The 17,823-nt window shown below is 36.3% G+C and carries 10 protein-coding genes; 2 read left to right on the top strand and 8 right to left on the bottom strand.

Translation table 11 applies throughout. The annotated features are described in order from the left end of the window. Positions 1-99: 99 nt before the first annotated feature. The gene (locus BN200_RS06590; protein ID WP_019221755.1) at positions 100-1,323 is read right to left on the bottom strand and encodes an N-acetylmuramoyl-L-alanine amidase; all 1,224 of its coding nucleotides are present in this window, start codon (positions 1,321-1,323) and stop codon (positions 100-102) included. A 578-nt stretch (positions 1,324-1,901) separates the two neighbouring features. On the opposite strand from BN200_RS06590, the gene BN200_RS06585 reads away from it, so the two are divergent. After that, the gene (locus BN200_RS06585) at positions 1,902-4,547 is read left to right on the top strand and encodes an Rne/Rng family ribonuclease (RefSeq protein ID WP_019221754.1); all 2,646 of its coding nucleotides are present in this window, start codon (positions 1,902-1,904) and stop codon (positions 4,545-4,547) included. A 99-nt stretch (positions 4,548-4,646) separates the two neighbouring features. Here BN200_RS06585 and BN200_RS06580 read toward each other — a convergent pair whose 3' ends face one another. After that, on the bottom strand, positions 4,647-5,264 hold the full coding sequence (locus BN200_RS06580; RefSeq protein WP_019221753.1) for an invasion associated locus B family protein: 618 nt from the start codon (positions 5,262-5,264) through the stop codon (positions 4,647-4,649). A 321-nt stretch (positions 5,265-5,585) separates the two neighbouring features. Between BN200_RS06580 and BN200_RS06575 the strand changes: the two genes are divergently transcribed. Next, positions 5,586-7,397 carry an extracellular solute-binding protein gene (locus BN200_RS06575; protein WP_019221752.1) on the top strand — a complete coding sequence of 604 codons (1,812 nt, stop codon included), beginning with the start codon at positions 5,586-5,588 and terminating at the stop codon, positions 7,395-7,397. Positions 7,398-8,760: 1,363 nt separating this feature from the next. Here BN200_RS06575 and mfd read toward each other — a convergent pair. The 6 genes from mfd to BN200_RS06545 form a co-directional block, all read right to left on the bottom strand. Then, the gene (mfd, locus tag BN200_RS06570) at positions 8,761-12,255 is read right to left on the bottom strand and encodes a transcription-repair coupling factor (protein ID WP_034989221.1); all 3,495 of its coding nucleotides are present in this window, start codon (positions 12,253-12,255) and stop codon (positions 8,761-8,763) included. 4 nt (positions 12,256-12,259) lie between these two features. Then, complete coding sequence (locus BN200_RS06565; RefSeq protein ID WP_019221750.1) at positions 12,260-12,550, bottom strand: FAD assembly factor SdhE; 291 nt, start codon at positions 12,548-12,550, stop codon at positions 12,260-12,262. 75 nt (positions 12,551-12,625) lie between these two features. Then, positions 12,626-13,306: an ABC transporter ATP-binding protein gene (locus tag BN200_RS06560; protein WP_019221749.1), complete on the bottom strand. Its 681-nt coding sequence runs from the start codon at positions 13,304-13,306 to the stop codon at positions 12,626-12,628. Beyond that, positions 13,306-14,574 carry a lipoprotein-releasing ABC transporter permease subunit gene (locus tag BN200_RS06555; protein WP_034989219.1) on the bottom strand — a complete coding sequence of 423 codons (1,269 nt, stop codon included), beginning with the start codon at positions 14,572-14,574 and terminating at the stop codon, positions 13,306-13,308. Before BN200_RS06555 ends, BN200_RS06560 begins: the two co-directional genes overlap by 1 nt. An 11-nt stretch (positions 14,575-14,585) precedes the next feature. Then, complete coding sequence (gene proS / locus BN200_RS06550) at positions 14,586-15,911, bottom strand: proline--tRNA ligase (protein ID WP_019221747.1); 1,326 nt, start codon at positions 15,909-15,911, stop codon at positions 14,586-14,588. A gap of 220 nt (positions 15,912-16,131) precedes the next feature. Continuing rightward, positions 16,132-17,808 carry a ribonuclease J gene (locus tag BN200_RS06545; protein ID WP_019221746.1) on the bottom strand — a complete coding sequence of 559 codons (1,677 nt, stop codon included), beginning with the start codon at positions 17,806-17,808 and terminating at the stop codon, positions 16,132-16,134. Between the last annotated feature and the right edge of the window lie 15 nt (positions 17,809-17,823).

The raw sequence follows: 17,823 nt of genomic DNA, 5'->3' as shown, positions 1-17,823 counted from the left end.
AACAAGATGACATGCCACTCCATTGAGAGAAAGAACTGTTCTCCATCTCTTAAATATTTATATTAGAAATTCCTATTAATACTCTATTTCCTAACCTATTTAAAGAGGCTGCATAATTTTCTGTCTATACTCAGCGAATTGACGAATAGAATAAGCGATAGAGGTAGCCATTTTTTCTCTCCATTGGGGATTGTTTAATAATTTTTCATCCTCTTTATTTGATAAATAACCTATCTCTATCAAGACAGAAGGAATATCTGGAGCTCTTAAGACTTGAAAATCAGCATATCGATGAGGATTATTGATCAAATTGATATGACTCTTTGATAAATTTGAGACAACATTATTAGCAAAATTAATCGAAAATGCATGCGTTTCACGGCGAGTCAAATCGAGCAAAATATCTGTTACTTCAAGCAATTCCTCTGCAGGTAAACCATCAAGAAGATCCGCTTTATTTTCATTTTCAGCTAAGGATTTTGCAATTGCATCAGATGCTTTGTCCGATATGGTATAGACTGTAGCACCACGAAGAGAATGTACATCAATGGTATCTGCATGAATGGATATGAAAAGATCAGCATCAAATTCCTGTGCCTTTTTAACTCTTTCACTTAATCTTAAAAAGACATCAGAATCCCTTGTTAATGCAACAATGGTGTGTGGGCTTTTTTGTAATTCATCTCGCAATGCACGGGCAAAGGCTAGTGTTACATCTTTTTCTAAAATTCCACTAACTCCCCGTGCACCACCGTCAATACCCCCATGTCCAGGATCAAGAACAACACGAAAATTATGAGGAAAATCTCTCTGTATTTTTATATTGGGAGCAGTTTGTTGTTGTTTTTGCAATAACGCATCAAATTTTTTTTGTGTGCTTTGCGTAATATCAATCAAAAGTTGCCATGAGCCATTCTCTAATTTCTGTACTGTACTTTTTTCAACAACAAACGCTGTTTTACTTGTCAAAATAATGCGTGAAGTTTCTCTATCAGAAAAACTATAACGCACGTCTGAGAGCATATTTGATAATCTATTTTGGTCCTTTAAAGATGCGTTTTGCACTGAAAAATCAACAGTAGGTAAATTGATAACCAAGCGCGCAGGATTATCCAAAACCTGCAAAAAAACATTTGGTTCAGCATTAAAAACTGCAATAATACGCGTGCGCTTATTATCACCAATGGTTCGAAAATTGGCAAGTTTCAAGGAATCTGCAGCGTGGATATTTGTTTGGAATATTAAAAAACATAATACACAGTATATGAGGTGTAAAATAAGACGCCAATAGGCTGTCTTTTTGGTAGAAAACCCTCTTATCATAAGCAAAATACTCTACTCTACATTAAACAAACAACTCGTTTTAGTCATATCAACAGTAATACCAACGGACTTAAACTACGAACTTAAAATCAAGAACCCAAAAACTAAATTAAGGCAATAAGAACATTATAATGCCATATATTGATTATTGTTACTTGCCAAAAGTATGATATCAACATAAAAGAACATTTACGCTTTCTAGCCAATAAGAGCCATCTAAATTATCTGTAGTCCATATTAAGTTGTCTTTGAGAGAATCTGTTGCGTATTACAAATTTAGGCTTTTTATGGATGAAAAATCTTTATGTTCGCTAGAATTGCGTTATAAGATTCGCTGGTTCGGAGATCCGAACTTTTTTAAAGATTGTTTTGCTGGAGACTTACGAAAGTTATGAGTCATACAAAACAGATGGAAATGATGATGAAGAATACTTTCAGTGCAATCATGTATTTGCACCCCATTCCCCGTCCTGTTTTGCTAGCACCTCCCTTTCATGGCAGACAGCCCTTTATGTTTGCGAAGAGTGTGACTTTTCACTTTAATCAAATTGTGCATGTCGCCTTCAGGATTTTAAATTATGTCAAACAAAATGCTTATAGATGCCTCTCACCCGGAGGAAACACGTGTTGTCGTTGTTCATGGCAACAAAATTGAAGAACTTGATTTTGAATCGGAACATAAAAAGCAGCTCAAGGGGAATATTTATCTCGCACGCATTACGCGTGTAGAACCGTCTCTTCAAGCTGCTTTTGTCGAATATGGTGGCAACCGCCATGGTTTTTTGACATTTTCTGAAATTCATCCTGATTATTACCAGATTCCTCTTGCTGATCGCCTCGCTCTTCTTGAAGAAGAGGAAAAAGCTGCGGTGGGAGAAAGTCATGCAGAGGCTTTCATTGAAGAAACAAACAAAAATAAAAAACGCTCTAGAAAGACAAAAAAAGATAAAAAAAGTAGTATTATAGCAGCGGATGTTGAAAATGACATCACGTTTGATACAATCACAATTGATGATGCAGAAGAAGCATTTGATACAGATATTTCTCATAATGATATTGAAATGGTTGGGGAAGAAGATGTTCGCGAAGAACTCCCTACCTATCAGCGTAAACAGGGACGTCAGTATAAAATTCAAGAAGTAATTAAACGGCGTCAAATTTTGTTGGTACAAGTTATCAAAGAAGAGCGTGGGAATAAGGGTGCAGCCCTCACAACATATTTATCTCTAGCAGGTCGTTATTCTGTTTTAATGCCCAACACAGCACGCGGTGGTGGTATTTCACGGAAAATCACCAATGTACAGGATCGCAAGCGTCTTAAAGAAATTGTAAAAGGATTAGCAGTTCCAAAAGGTATGGGAGTTATCTTACGAACGGCTGGAGCCAATAGAACAAAAGCTGAGATTAAACGCGATTATGAATATCTTACAAGGTTATGGGATACTATTCGTACTTTAACACTCAAATCCACCGCCCCATGCCTTGTCCATGAGGAAAGTAATCTTATAAAGCGTTCTATACGCGATCTTTACAATAAGAATATCAATGAAATTCTTGTTTCCGGTGATCAAGGATATCGTGAAGCAAAAGATTTCATGCGTATGCTCATGCCAAGTCATGCAAAAGTTGTGCAACCTTATCGCGATCCTATCCCTATTTTTGCACGCAATAATATCGAAATTCAACTCGATAAAATGTTGCATCCGCAAGTTTCTTTAAAATCTGGTGGTTATCTTGTTATTAATCAAACAGAAGCACTTGTTGCTATTGATGTAAATTCTGGACGCTCAACCAAAGAACTCTCTGTCGAAAAAACAGCTTTACAAACCAATCTTGAGGCTGCCGAAGAAATAGCACGTCAATTACGTTTGCGTGATCTTGCTGGTTTGATTGTTATTGATTTTATCGATATGCTTGAAGATCGTAATATTAGAATGGTCGAAAAAAAGTTGAAAGATTGCTTAAAAAACGACCGTGCCCGTATTCAAGTTGGCCATATTTCACATTTTGGTCTTCTGGAAATGAGTCGTCAACGTATTCGCATATCGGTTTTAGAAAGTACAACACAACCCTGCCCGCATTGCTCTGGAACAGGAAATGTACGTTCCGAATCATCAATTGCTTTACATGTTATGCGCTCAATTGAGGAATATCTTCTTCACAATTCAAAACATAACATTATTGTGCGTACCCCTGTAGCAACAGCTCTTTATGTTTTAAACTACAAACGTAATATTCTTGTTAATTTAGAAGCACGTTTTAAGCTTAATATTAGTATTGAAGCAGATGATAGCATTGGAACACAACATCTCATCATTTCTAAGGGGACAATAGCAGGGACAATTTCTCAGCCTCCTTTGGTTTTTGAAGATGATCGTAAAGAAGAAGTCACTGAAAATACTCTCTTAAAAAAGAGTAGAGAGAGTAAATTTAATGAAGATAGTACACACGTTGAAACAAACCAAAAACGTCGAGGTAAAAATCGTCAAGATGAAAGTCATCAAAGCTCTTTATCCACCATTCATAAAAAAGATGATATAGTAAGTGAGGATTCCCGTCGTAGAGGGCGTCGTAGAGGACGTCGTGGTGGTCGCCGTAATCAGGAAAATAGTCTTTATCAGATGTACATTCCTTATGCAGAACCAGTTGGAGACTTTGCCAAACAGGCCTTGGCAGAAATTAAAGCTGATTACCGTCAACGCCACGCTCAAACTGCTAAGTCTGTGGAATTTGAGGAAGTAAAAAATGATGCACAGCACTTAACGATACAACAAGATGAATCTGTAAAAGTTGATACGGTTGCTAAACCTCAAAAACGTAAAGCACGTTCTTCAAAAACAGAGAAAAGTCAAAAAAATGCTGATAATGATCAAAATGTAATAATATCAGAAACTCTAGAAGAAAAGTCTCTAGAAAGTTCACAAGAGAAGGTTAAAACAAAAAAAATAGCTGAAGCTTTTCATGAGGTGACAGAAAAAACTCCTGCAAATAATAAAAAATCAGTACGAAAAACACGAAAAAAATTATCCTCTAAGGACTCACCGCAAATACAAATAGAGGAAACATCAAAACAGGAAACTATAAGAGAAGAAGTTATCGAGCCAACTTCCTCCAAAACTGAAGCAATAGCCAACCAACCCGTTGTTGTATCATCAATGCCTGAGGATGTTCCCAAAACTAAGCGGATTGGTTGGTGGAAACGCAGAACAATTTCCAAAAATTAAGTATAAAAAAACCGCTACAAATATTTTGTAGCGGTTTTAAAAGAAAGAAACAAAAAAGACTTTTAAAATACTCTTTTATTCTTCTACCTCATGTTCTTATCAATTTTGTTTGGCTTTGGCTTTTTCTTGTTCGGCCCGCATGCGATCTTCAATCTCTTTTTGCTTTGATTGAATAGCTTGTTGTAACTTTATTTGCTCTTGTTGAAAATCTTTTTCTTCCATACCAGGACCTGTGTATGCAGCTGTAAATCCGTTAAGAGAAAATTCAATGGGATTAGCTGAACCACGGAAATTAATTGTGGTTACAACCATTTTAGAACCACTTTTCATAGCAGCAATGAGTTTATCATCTAAGGCATCATTGGCAATACAACTTGGTCCATTGCAAATAATATAAGGGACTTTTTTAGAAAACTTATCTCCAATTTGAATATGCACCCCTTCTGGGAGAAAACGGCCTGTAGGCACTTGAATGCCTATACGTCTTTCATTTTGTTTCCCTTTTATTTCAACAAGATTAAAAGCCGTCAAAGGTTGTCCAGTATTAGATAAAACAGTGTTCATGGTATTACAAATATCAACATCATGCTGTTTACTGCAAACTTTATACCAACCTTGAGATAAAGTTTGTGCACTCGCAGGAGCATGAATTGTAATAAAAAGAGCAAGAGCTCCAGCTAATATTGAAACAGCAAAATAGGTATTTTTATGCGACATGATTAAGTTAATCCTTTCAATGCGCTTTTACAATAACCCCAACATTAGGAATAGTAAAATAATTTCAATCAAGTGTATTAAATTAAATCAATAAAATAACACCTCTTGTTAATACCTCTTACTTCAATACAAAGATAAAAGTCAAATTTGGAGAAATAAAACTACAAATAGCCAGTTAAATATCTTATGCACTCATGCAGTATCCCCACCTTTATCGCATTGGTTTTTTATGAAATTTATTCATAAAATATCTTAGTGCAATAAAATGATTTAAGATTGCATAAACGAATCAATATTGCAATAGGATTAAAGTAAACTTCTATGTTATTCTATAATTTTGGTGATCTTAGACTTTTCTTTACATTTGTAATTGTTCTTTTAAGTCATGGAGCGCTTGCAACTGGTATTGCAATGCATGGTGCTGCAAAATTGTCGGATCAATTTGATCATTTTCCTTATGCATCTCCCAATGCAAATCGAAATGGGAAAGTAACTTATGGTGTTGTTGGAACATTTGATGGATTAAACCCATTTGTAATCCGCAGCTTCCGAACAACTGCAAGAGGACTTTTCGCTGATGAACAATTCTCTAGTCTTGTTTATGAAACAATGATGGTGCGTTCTCGCGATGAAGCATTTACACTTTATAGTCTTCTAGCAGAAAAAGTTGAATTAAACAATGAGCGCACTGAAATTACCTTTTTTCTTAATCCAAAGGCGCGTTTTTCAGATGGACATCCTCTAACAATTGAAGATGTTTTATTCACAATAAACCTTCTTAAAGATAAAGGAAGACCCCCATTTGATCGTTATATAAAACGTATAGAGTCTGTCGAAAAAATCGGAGACCACGGTATTAAAATACGCTTTCCTCATTCAAAAGATCGCGAATTTCCACTTCTCTTAGCAAGTGCCATGCCGATATTACCAAAACACGCTATTAATGTTGATGATTTTGAAAAAAATGGGCTAAATAAAATTCCAGGTAGTGGCCCCTATATTATCGAACATGTAGATCTGGGTGAACGGATTATCTATAAACGCAATCCTTATTATTGGGGGCAAAATCTTCCGGTTAATAAAGGATTAAATAATTTTGATACTATCCAAATTGAATATTTTCGCAATGATACAGCGCGTTTTGAAGCCTTCAAAAAAGGCATAATTGATGTTTTTATTGAAACAAATTCAAATCGTTGGCAACATTCTTATAATTTTCCAGCTGTTCGCGACGGACGAATTATCAAAGAAAATTTTTCGAAAGGAACTCCCGCTGATATCATGGGTTTTGTTTTTAATACGCGTCGCACACTTTTTAAAGATAAAAGAGTAAGACAAGCGTTGTCGATACTCTTCGATTTTGAATGGGTCAATCATCATCTTTTTAATAATATATATACAAGGACACAAGGTTATTGGGATGGATCTATCCTTTCCTCTGTTGGAAAACCAGCAAGTGAAGAAGAAAAAGCACTTTTAGCACCTTATCCTGATGCGGTTCTCCCTGAAGTCATGGATGGAAGCTGGCGTATTTCCAAAACAGATGGATCGGGTATGGACCGATTAAACGCTCAAAAAGCTTGGAAACTGTTACAAGAAGCAGGCTTTACCAAAAGAAATAACAGGCTTATTGCTCCCAATGGTTTACCTTTTCAATTTGAAATTATGACTCAATCACTTGAAGAAGAAAAGGTTGCACTTGCATTTCAGAGTACTTTGTCACGTCTTGGTATTGATGCTGAAATAAGAACCGTTGATGATAGCCAATATCAAAATCGCTTAGGAATGTTTGATTATGATATGATTATAGGAAAATTAAAAAATTCTCTATCACCTGGAAATGAGCAAATAAATCGTTGGAGTTCAGCTTCTCGGAATTTGAAAGGGAGTTTTAATTTTGCTGGAGCTGCTGATCCTGCTATAGATGCGATGATAAAAGCGATACTGGATGCACATTCAGATGTTGATTTCATTGCAGCAGTTCGTGCTTTGGATAGAATTCTTATTTCTGGAAGTTACTATATCCCTTTGTATCATTTACCTGAACAGTGGATAGCGCATTGGTCATATATTAAACACCCTGCTTATACCCCCCTATACGGATATCGCCTTCAAGCTTGGTGGCGTGAATAAAAAATAATTTAACAAAAATCATTTTAAGTTTTTCTTAATTTTAAATAATGTTATCTAAAATAATAAATATTCATGAAATAGAGATTTATTTTTAGAAATATAAAATAAATAAGTTATTATAATTACTATTTAAATTTTAGATTTGTTTAATAAATTTACTATATTATACTTATATAAAAATGACTATAATAAATATAAAATGGATTTATAAAAATATAGATTTATTTATAATAATAAAATTATTTTTATAATTTAATCAATAATATTAATTTAAATAAAATAATATAAATAGAATCTATTAAAATATAGCGATTATAAAATAATTATTATATATAAAAAATAAAAATTCTTTCTACTTGAATATATTCAAAAATATGAAACAATTAATTTTGAGTGAACCACTCTTCAATACGAGAAACTTTACGATTTATAATATTCTTTCGCTTATTTGGAAGCATTATATTATGTAATTCTCTCATCGACTTACACAACAAAGGAGAACTTTTTACATTTGAAGGATGACGCGTTATCATATATACCTTATATCATTGATGATTTTTTTTCAAAATCAGAAACACTAATCACCATCATTTCTTTAAAATGCTTCATTAAATCTGGATCTATTAAATTAATCGCATCTTTTGCCCAACTAAAATTTTTTTCTTTCCAACCAAAGTCTTTATTTCATCAATATCTCGATCGTTAATAGCCTCTTCACTACTCAATCCTAATTCATAAGCGCTTCGAGATTTCAGATATCTTCTTACTTTATTTATTTTCTCTTCATACTCCCCTACTCCATATTCCTTTGCTCTATGAGCTCTATATGCAAACTCTTTTTTTCTTTCGCTAAATCACCTAGTTTTGAATTAAGTTCATAACGCTCCGTATCAAGATCCTGCTATTCTTGTATAAGTTTATCATGCTCTGTATTATGGATACGTATTTGCGAAGGAGTTAAATCAGCAAATATTATTTTCAATAAATTTTATCCTTTCTTCAATAGCCTGCAATCTTTTTTTAAGACGCTTGCATTTTTCATCAAATGTTAAATAAGAAAGATGATGACTCTGTTAAAAAAGCTTCAGCATAAGCGTGCTTTACGCGATATATTCTACTGGTGAATAAAAAGACTATAAAGAATAATTTTGCAATGAAGAAACCATTTCATTCTTTTTTAAGAAAAATCATACGAATCTATCACATCTAGCATTTTATGGCTATTGTTGTTTAAGATAATTTTTATTATATCAACATGTGTTAATCTAAAATTATTTTGGATAATATAAAGACCTTTTATATAATAATTTTAAGAAGTAAGCGGATAATTATCACAAAAATAGAAAATCTTCTAAACAGGGTGTTATTCTGCCATTTCTACAAGCTGTGTCATAATGGTTGCTGTCCCAACAAGTCTTTCCTCCACTGTAGCCCACTCACGAATAAGAGCAATAGTTTGGTCTGGTCGAATTTTAGCCATAGCACCTTGTTTTCCAACCCACTGAACAAGAGCAACACTATTTGCAAAATAATTATTACGAAATTGTATAACAACCCCTTTAGGTCCTGTATCCAATTTTTCTACATGTGCTTTTCGGCATAATATTTTGATATAAAAGACTTTAAGAAGATGTTGAACTTCAAGTGGCAAAGCACCAAAACGATCAATTAATTCCGCTGCAAATTCATCAATTTGCTCTAAACCGTCAAGTTCTGTCAAACGACGATAAAGCCCCATACGTAAGGATAAATCAGGTACAAAACTTTCAGGTATCATTATTGTTATACCAAGTGAAATTTGAGGAGACCATTGTTTATCCTCACTCTGCTTACCATCTTTTAATTCAGCAACGGCATCTTCAAGCATTTTTTGATAGAGCTCAAATCCAACTTCTTTGATATGCCCCGATTGCTCTTCACCTAAAAAATTGCCCGAACCGCGAATATCCATATCGTGGCTTGCCAATTGAAAACCAGCTCCCAAGCTATCGAGAGATTGTAAAACTTTAAGACGACGATCAGCAGCAGGAGTTAAAACTTTACCAGAAGGAAATGTAAAGAGTGCGTAAGCACGTTGTTTTGAACGCCCTACCCTACCACGCAGTTGGTAGAGAGCAGCAAGGCCAAACATCTCAGCGCGATGCACGATTAATGTATTGGCTGTTGGAATATCAAGACCTGATTCAATGATGGTTGTTGACAACAGAACATCATATTGCCCCTCATAAAAGGCATTCATAATATCATCAAGTTGTCCAGCTGGCATTTGCCCATGAGCCACAACGAATTTGAGTTCAGGAACATGCGTTTTGAGATATTCTTCTACAAAACCAAGATCAGAAACACGAGGACATACATAAAAACTTTGCCCACCACGGTAATATTCTCGAAGCAATGTCTCGCGTATAACAAGTGAATCAAATGGTGCAATAAAGGTACGGACCGCCATTCTATCAATAGGAGGAGTTGTGATCAATGAAAGTTCACGAACCCCTGATAAAGCAAGTCCTAAAGTGCGTGGTATCGGTGTTGCTGAAAGTGTAAGAACATGAATATCACTTTTAAGTTCTTTTAACCGCTCTTTGTGTTTTACACCAAAATGTTGCTCTTCATCAATGATAAGAAGCCCTAAACGTAAAAAATTCACTGTACCGCTTAAGAGTGCATGTGTTCCAATGACAATATCAATCGTACCATCTGCAAGACCCTTTTTAACTTTTGCGAGTTCCTTAGTTTTTACAAGCCTAGAAGCATGAGCAATTTTAACCGGTAAGCCTTGAAAACGTGAAATAAAAGTTTTGTAATGTTGCCGTGAAAGCAAAGTCGTTGGTACAACAACAGCAACCTGATATCCATTTAATGCTGCAACAAAAGCGCTTCGAATAGCAACTTCTGTTTTTCCAAAGCCAACGTCACCACATATTAAACGATCCATCGGTTTACCCGATGCTAAATCGTCTAAAACCGCATCAATGGCATTCATTTGATCTTCTGTCTCTTCGTAAGGAAAACATGCAACAAACTCATCAAATGGTCCAATTGGCGGAACCAAAGCAGGTGCAGAACGCATGGCACGCTCTGCAGCTATACGAATTAATTGGCCAGCCATGTTCAATAAATGTTTTTTAAGTCGTGTTTTTCTTGCTTGCCAAGCAACTCCACCTAACTTATCTAACGTAACCTCTGTTCCCTCCGATCCATAACGTGAAAGAAGTTCAATATTTTCAACAGGTAAAAAGAGACGGTCACCACCAGCATAGTTAATTTGAAGACAATCTCTTAAAATTCCAGTTGTCGTGATGGTTTTAAGACCAACAAATTGTCCAATACCATGATCGATATGCACAACGATATCACCAGAATTTAAAGCTGCAATTTCAGAAATAAAATTCTTATTGTGTGTACGCTTTTTGGGCGATCTTATGAATCGGTCACCAAGGATATCTTGCTCTGTTATGATAGAAAAATCTTCGACTTCAAACCCGTGCTCTATCCTTATCACAGCTGCTGTTATATGATCACGTGGTGTTGCTCTCACCGTTTGTAATGATTTTACAACATCTATTTTTTTCAATTCATGCTCATCAAGAACCTGGAGCAAACGCGTAAGAGACCCTTCACTCCACCCCGCTAAAAGCACCTTTTTACCAGCAGCACGCAATGAAGCAATATGATGAACAACACTTGAAAAAACATTTTTCTCTTGAGCATTACGCTCTTTTACAAAATCATATCCAGCTTTAATATTCGCATGAACAACAGTTTGTTCCAAAGTCTGTGGAACATGAAAAGGTGTGAAATCAATCCGTTGTCTCGATTGTTGTGCGATTTCTAAAACACGCTCTGGTGTTAAATAGAGAAGGCTAGGCTCTATTGGATGATAAGAAGTAGGATTTTGTTTCTCATTTTCATGCTCTTTCTCTTTGCGCGCATCATAATAATCTTCAATAAGGCGATAGCGCTCGGTGAGCACTTCTTCTATGAGATGCTCAAAAACTATTGGTACAGTGCCACAATGATCAAAAAAAGTATCAAGCCTTTCATAAAAAAATGGAAGCCAATGTTCCATACCAGCAAAGCGTCGCCCTTGAGAAAGAGCTTCATAGAGCATATTATTTTTTTGTGATACACCAAATGTACGGATATAATTGCTTTTAAATCTGCTAATACGCTCAGCTGTAAGAACGACTTCACTCATTGAGTGTAAGAAAAGTTCTGTTTTTTTATTTGTGGTTCTTTGTGTTTCTGCATCAAATACACGAATAGTTTCTAGGATATCCCCAAAAAAATCAAGTCGTAAAGGTTCTGTACCAACAGGAGAAAAGATATCAAGTATTCCTCCTCTCACAGCAAATTCACCAACATCACGGACAACCGTAACACGCTCAAAACCATTGATTTCTAAAAATTGAATTAAATGCTCCATGCTCGTAGGCTGTCCAACACGGGCATGAAACACCTGTGTCTCAACCATTTCATGAGGAGGCAATTTTTGCATAATCGCATTTGCTGTTGTTAATATAATTGCAGCACGTGGATTTTGACGCAAATTCGCTATATGCACCAAAGCTGAGAGCCGGCGTGCCATAACAGCAATTCCAGGGGATACACGGTCATAGGGTAAGCAATCCCATGCAGGAAATTGAAGGACAGGCAAATTGGGCTCAATAAAATTTAAAACCTGCTGTAAATGCGTGAGTTTTGTGCTATCACGAACAACATAGACGAGTGGTTTGTCTTGTGCAATTGTTGAACTCAATTGAGCAAGAGCAAAAGCTTCAAATCCATCAGTAATTCCATCAAAAACCATGTGAGCAGAAATATTCTGAGGAATGACAATTTTTTTAAATATCGGCATGGGATCAATGTAGATTTACGCAAACATGGTAGTTTACAATGTCACGAAAAAGCGGACCATCAACTTCAGATGGTGGTGAAATTTCTCCTGTAATCCATGTCAGTAAATCACGATCTTCAAAAGACATAATATACTCAAGTTCGGAAACCTTTTTATCACTCATTCCCCCGATATGCGCATCCACATACCGCCCCAAAATGAGATCCATTTCACGAATACCTCGATGCCATGCACGAAAAATCAATCGGCGACGACGCACATCCAATTGATTTTCGTCAACGACAACAATTGTCATAAAAGTCTCCTTGAATTAAGTAGAAAGTAGTATGAATAGAATAGGCAATTTTTAGAAATATTTTTTACATTACCTCTAAGGAAGTTCAACAATCTTTTGTTCCTTAAGTGTAATACGACGATGCATTTGTTTAGCCAAAGCGTAATTATGTGTTGCAATAAGAGCAGAAAGACCAGCTTGACGAACAAGTGCAGATAAAGCTTGGAAGACATAAGCGGAAGTTACAGGATCGAGATTCCCTGTAGGCTCATCCGCTAAAAGAACCGAAGGACCATTTGCCACTGCACGCGCAATAGCAACACGTTGTTGCTCACCACCGGATAATTCAGAGGGACGATGATTAGCGCGATGAGAAACACGCAGATATGTTAATAATTTAAGTGCACGATCTCTTGCTATGGATTTTTTAAATCCTGCTATCATTTGCGGTATCATAACATTTTCTAAAGCTGTAAATTCTGGAAGCAAATGATGAAACTGATAGACAAAACCAATGTCATTGCGTCTTATAGCCGTTCTCTCATTATCAGAGCGTTTTGCACAAGAAACACCCCGTAAAACCACATCACCAGCAGTTGGTTTTTCCAATAATCCAGCAATATGAAGAAGTGTTGATTTTCCAGCACCAGAGGGTGCTACAAGTGCTACAAGTTCCCCACGATTAAGGACAAAATTCGCTTTATCCAAAATAATAAGAGGTTTATTTCCCCCCAAAAAATGGCGTTCAATCTCTACAAGCTCTAAAATAGCTGTCATTATTCATACCTCAAAGCTTGTACGGGATCTAGCTTGGCAGCGCGCCACGCCGGAATAAGAGCAGCAAGGAATGACAACAATAAAGCCATTACAGCAACCATAAAGGTCTGCCCCCACTCAATTTGTGCAGGCAATTTTGTTAAAAAATAAAGTTGAGGATTAAAAACATCGACATTAAATAACCAAGATATAAAATCTTGAATATGATTGATATTCGCGGTCGCTATAACACCCAAAATTAAGCCCAAGAGTGTTCCAATCAATCCAATCATCATACCAGTGACGATAAATATGCGCAGAATCGCATTTTTTTGTGCACCCATCGTACGCAAAATTGCGATATCATGGCTTTTATCTTTTACAAGCATAATCAGTCCGGAAATAATATTCAAAGCAGCAACAAGGACAATAAGAGAAAGAATGAAAAACATAACATTCCGTTCAATCTGTAAGGCTGAAAAAAAAGCCTGATTGCGTGTACGCCAATCAATTAAATAGACCTGTTGATCAATAGCTTTCTCTACGATTGGTTTTATTCGATCAACGCCATCAGGATCATTCAGAAATAACTCTAAAGACTGAACCTTATTTCCCAAATTAAAAAACATTTGTGCTTCATGAAGAGGCATAAAAACGAATATTGAATCATATTCAGACATACCAACTTCAAAAATAGCAACCACTTTATAAGCTTTAACACGTGGTGTAACTCCAAAAGGGGTCGCATCACCATCTGGAGTAATGATACGAAGATCATTCCCAATTGTAAGACCTAATTTTTCTGCCAAACCACTTCCAATTGCTATACCTTCTTCTTGATCAAACTGAGCAAGCGATCCTAATTTAATATTTTCCGAAACTGTTTTAAGCTTTTCTAAATCTTGTTTGCGCATACCGCGCACTAAAGCACCAGATCCTCCCTGAAGTTCACCCTGCACAAGCGCTTGCCCCTCAATAACAGGCAATGCAAATTTAACACCATTGACAGATTCTATAGAAGGAATAAGAGTATTATAATTGGGAAAACCAGAATTAATTGTTTGAACAATAAGGTGCCCATTCATACCAAGAATACGGTTGAGAAGCTCTATACGAAAACCATTCATGACTGCCATAACAACAACAAGAGCAAAAACCCCTAACATAATTCCCACCAGAGAAATAATTGAAATAACAGAGGCAACGACGTGTTTTTTATTAGGAATCATATAACGAAAAGCAATCATCCATTCATAAGACGAAAACCACTTACTCCCCAACCACTTCATAACACTGCCTATCAAATTACAGAAAATTGGTTGAGTACATTTTCAACCGTTAGAAATTTTTTAACATCCGTTTTTCGATCTTTAACTTCAACCTCATTTTGTGCAAGACTTTTAGGTCCAACAATGATTTGTGTCGGCAAGCCAATCAAATCCATAGTTGCAAATTTTGATCCAGGACGTTCATTTCTGTCATCTAATAATGGATCAAAACCAGCATTTTTAAAGCCCTTATAAAGAATCTCACAGGTTTGCGTACATTTTTCATCATCCGGTTTCATATTGATAATACCAAAATCGAACGGTGCTATCGACTTTGGCCAAATAATACCATTTTCATCATGAGAAGCTTCAATAATTGCGGCCACAAGACGCGAAGGACCAATACCATAAGATCCCATAGACACCACATGCTCTTTTCCATCTTGTCCCATAACTTTTGCTCCCATTGGTGCAGAATATTTTGTCCCAAAGTGGAAAATATGTCCTACTTCAATGCCACGGGCTGATAGACGATTATGAGCAGAAACCTGAACCCACTCTTCCTCATCGTGCATTTCCTCTGTTGCTGCATAGAAAGAGGTCCACTGTTTAACGATATTGGCTAAAACAGCTTTATCACTAAAATTGATTGAACTGTCTGGAACCGTAAGTTCAAGAAATTGTCTATCACAGAATAGAGTGCTCTCTCCTGTTTCAGCCAAAATAATAAATTCATGACTGAGTTCACCACCAATTGGACCTGTATCAGCACGCATAGGTATTGCTTTTAAACCAAGACAAGAAAAAGTGCGTAAATAAGCAACAAACATACGATTATAAGATATTTTAGAGCCTTCATAATCAAGATCGAAAGAATAAGCATCTTTCATTAAAAATTCGCGTGAGCGCATTACACCAAAACGTGGACGGATTTCATCACGAAACTTCCATTGAATTTGGTACAAATTAAGCGGAAGATCTTTATAAGAATGAATATAGGAACGGAAAATATCTGTTACCATCTCTTCGTTGGTTGGACCATAAAGTAAATCGCGTTTTTGACGATCTTTAATGCGGAGCATTTCCAAACCATAATCATCATAACGACCACTTTCACGCCACAAATCTGCAGATTGAATTGTAGGCATTAATATTTCTATAGCACCGGCGCGTTCTTGCTCCTCACGAATAATTTTACAAACTTTATCAAGCACTTTTTTACCCAAAGGAAGCCAAGAATAAATCCCTGATGTTTGCTGACGAATCATACCTGCACGTAACATGAGGCGATGAGAAACAATCTCTGCTTCCTTAGGATTTTCTTTTAAAACTGGAAGGAAATATTGAGAAAGACGCATTAATAATTTAACTCCTCATTAAGCCTATTATATTGGAACAACTTTAATATACCCTACACTCATCTATAGCTATATTCTGAATGCTTGCAAACATAACGATCTTGTTATTAAAAAATTTATGTGTTGTCGTTTTATCTGATTTATTTTGAGCGATAAAATGCTGTGATAATTTTCTTCTTTGTTTTTTTCATTAAAAAGAAATACGTAATATTAAAATATTTTATTTTGACCGATGTAAAAAAACTGTACAGAGAGGCTTTTTTTGCCAAGCCTCATTAACGGCTGCTCTTACTGCGCGCCGTGTTGCTTCCCGAATGAGTTCATTATCCTTTCGTTTAACACGTGGAATATTATAGATAGTATTTTCGACCACATCTAAAAGAATATCTTTTAAGCTTTCTCCCTTTCCATTAATTTCAGGTAAACCGGATGTTGTCAAACCAATATCACCCTGTAAATCATGTTTACTATTCATTTGGAGAGAAACAGCAACATAACCCGCATAACTTAATTTGCGACGCTCCCGAATCCCTAACTCATCTTCATCACCAATAAGGCAACCATCTTTATAAATCCGACCAACAGGAACTTGATCAATAACTTCTACAGGTTTTGGCGCAAGGCGCAGCATATGACCATTTCTAATATCGGCGACCATCTTTATACCTGCTTGACATGCTAAATCTGCTTGAGCAACAAGGTGCATTGCCTCACCATGTACAGGAACAAGTATCTGTGGTTTTACCCAATCATACATCTGTAAAAGTTCTAAACGACGAGGATGACCTGAAACATGAACAAGAGCATCTTCATTCGTAATTGTTTTAATTCCCATATCAATGAAACGATTTTGTATCTCAAGAATAGATTTTTCATTTCCTGGAATATTGCGTGAAGAATAAATAACGGTATCACCAGCAGAAAGTTGAAGATTTCTCATTTCATTTCGCGAAAGTTTAGCCAAAGCAGCACGAGACTCGCCTTGGCTACCTGTTACAATTAAAACAATTTCTTTTCGCGGGATGTAACAATAATCATCTTCCGAAACAAATGGCGCCAAACCATCCATATAACCAAGCTCCCTTGCAACCATAACACTCCGCTTAAGAGAGCGCCCAACGACAAGAACTTGGCGCCCAACAGATTCAGCTGCAAGAGCAATTGAACGTATCCGACCAACATTAGATGCAAAAGTTGCAAGTGCAACCCGCCCTTCAGCTTTTGCCATAATTTCAGAGAGGTTTTTCTGAACTTGCTGCTCTGATGCTGATATACCATCTCGACAAGCATTCGTAGAATCACAAAGCAGCGCTAAGACACCTTTTTTTCCTAAAGCACGAAAGCGTTTCTCATCCGTTACAGCCCCAAATGAGGGGGTAGGATCAATTTTCCAATCGCCAGTATGAATCACAGTGCCTAAGGATGTTGTAATTGCCAAGGATACAGATTCAGGAATTGAATGATTAACGGCTATCGCTTCTATTGCAAAAGAACCAACTTGAAAACAATCACCAACTTGAAAAATATTGCATGAAATTTGATGAGAACCAAAATCTGCTTGCTTTTTACTCTCCAATAACCCTGCTGTAAAAGGTGTACAGTAAAGTGGAACATTAAGTTTTGGCCATAAATCAAGAACAGCACCATAATGGTCTTCATGAGCATGTGTCAAAACAAGACCACGCACATTATGCTTTTCACTTTCTAGAAAACGAATATCAGGCAGAATAAGATCTGCTCCTGGTAATTCAGGACCAGCAAAACTAACTCCCATATCAACAAGCAACCATTCACGAAGATTTTGGGGACCAAATCCATAAGCAGCAAGATTCATCCCTATTTCACCTACCCCTCCTAAAGGTAAAAAAACAAACTCACCTTTGTTGGCTGCAACCATAAACATCTCCTTTTA

It is taken from the genome of Bartonella senegalensis OS02, assembly GCF_000312545.1.
Lineage (GTDB): Bacteria > Pseudomonadota > Alphaproteobacteria > Rhizobiales > Rhizobiaceae > Bartonella > Bartonella senegalensis.
This window is presented reverse-complemented; position numbering and strand designations above follow the sequence as displayed.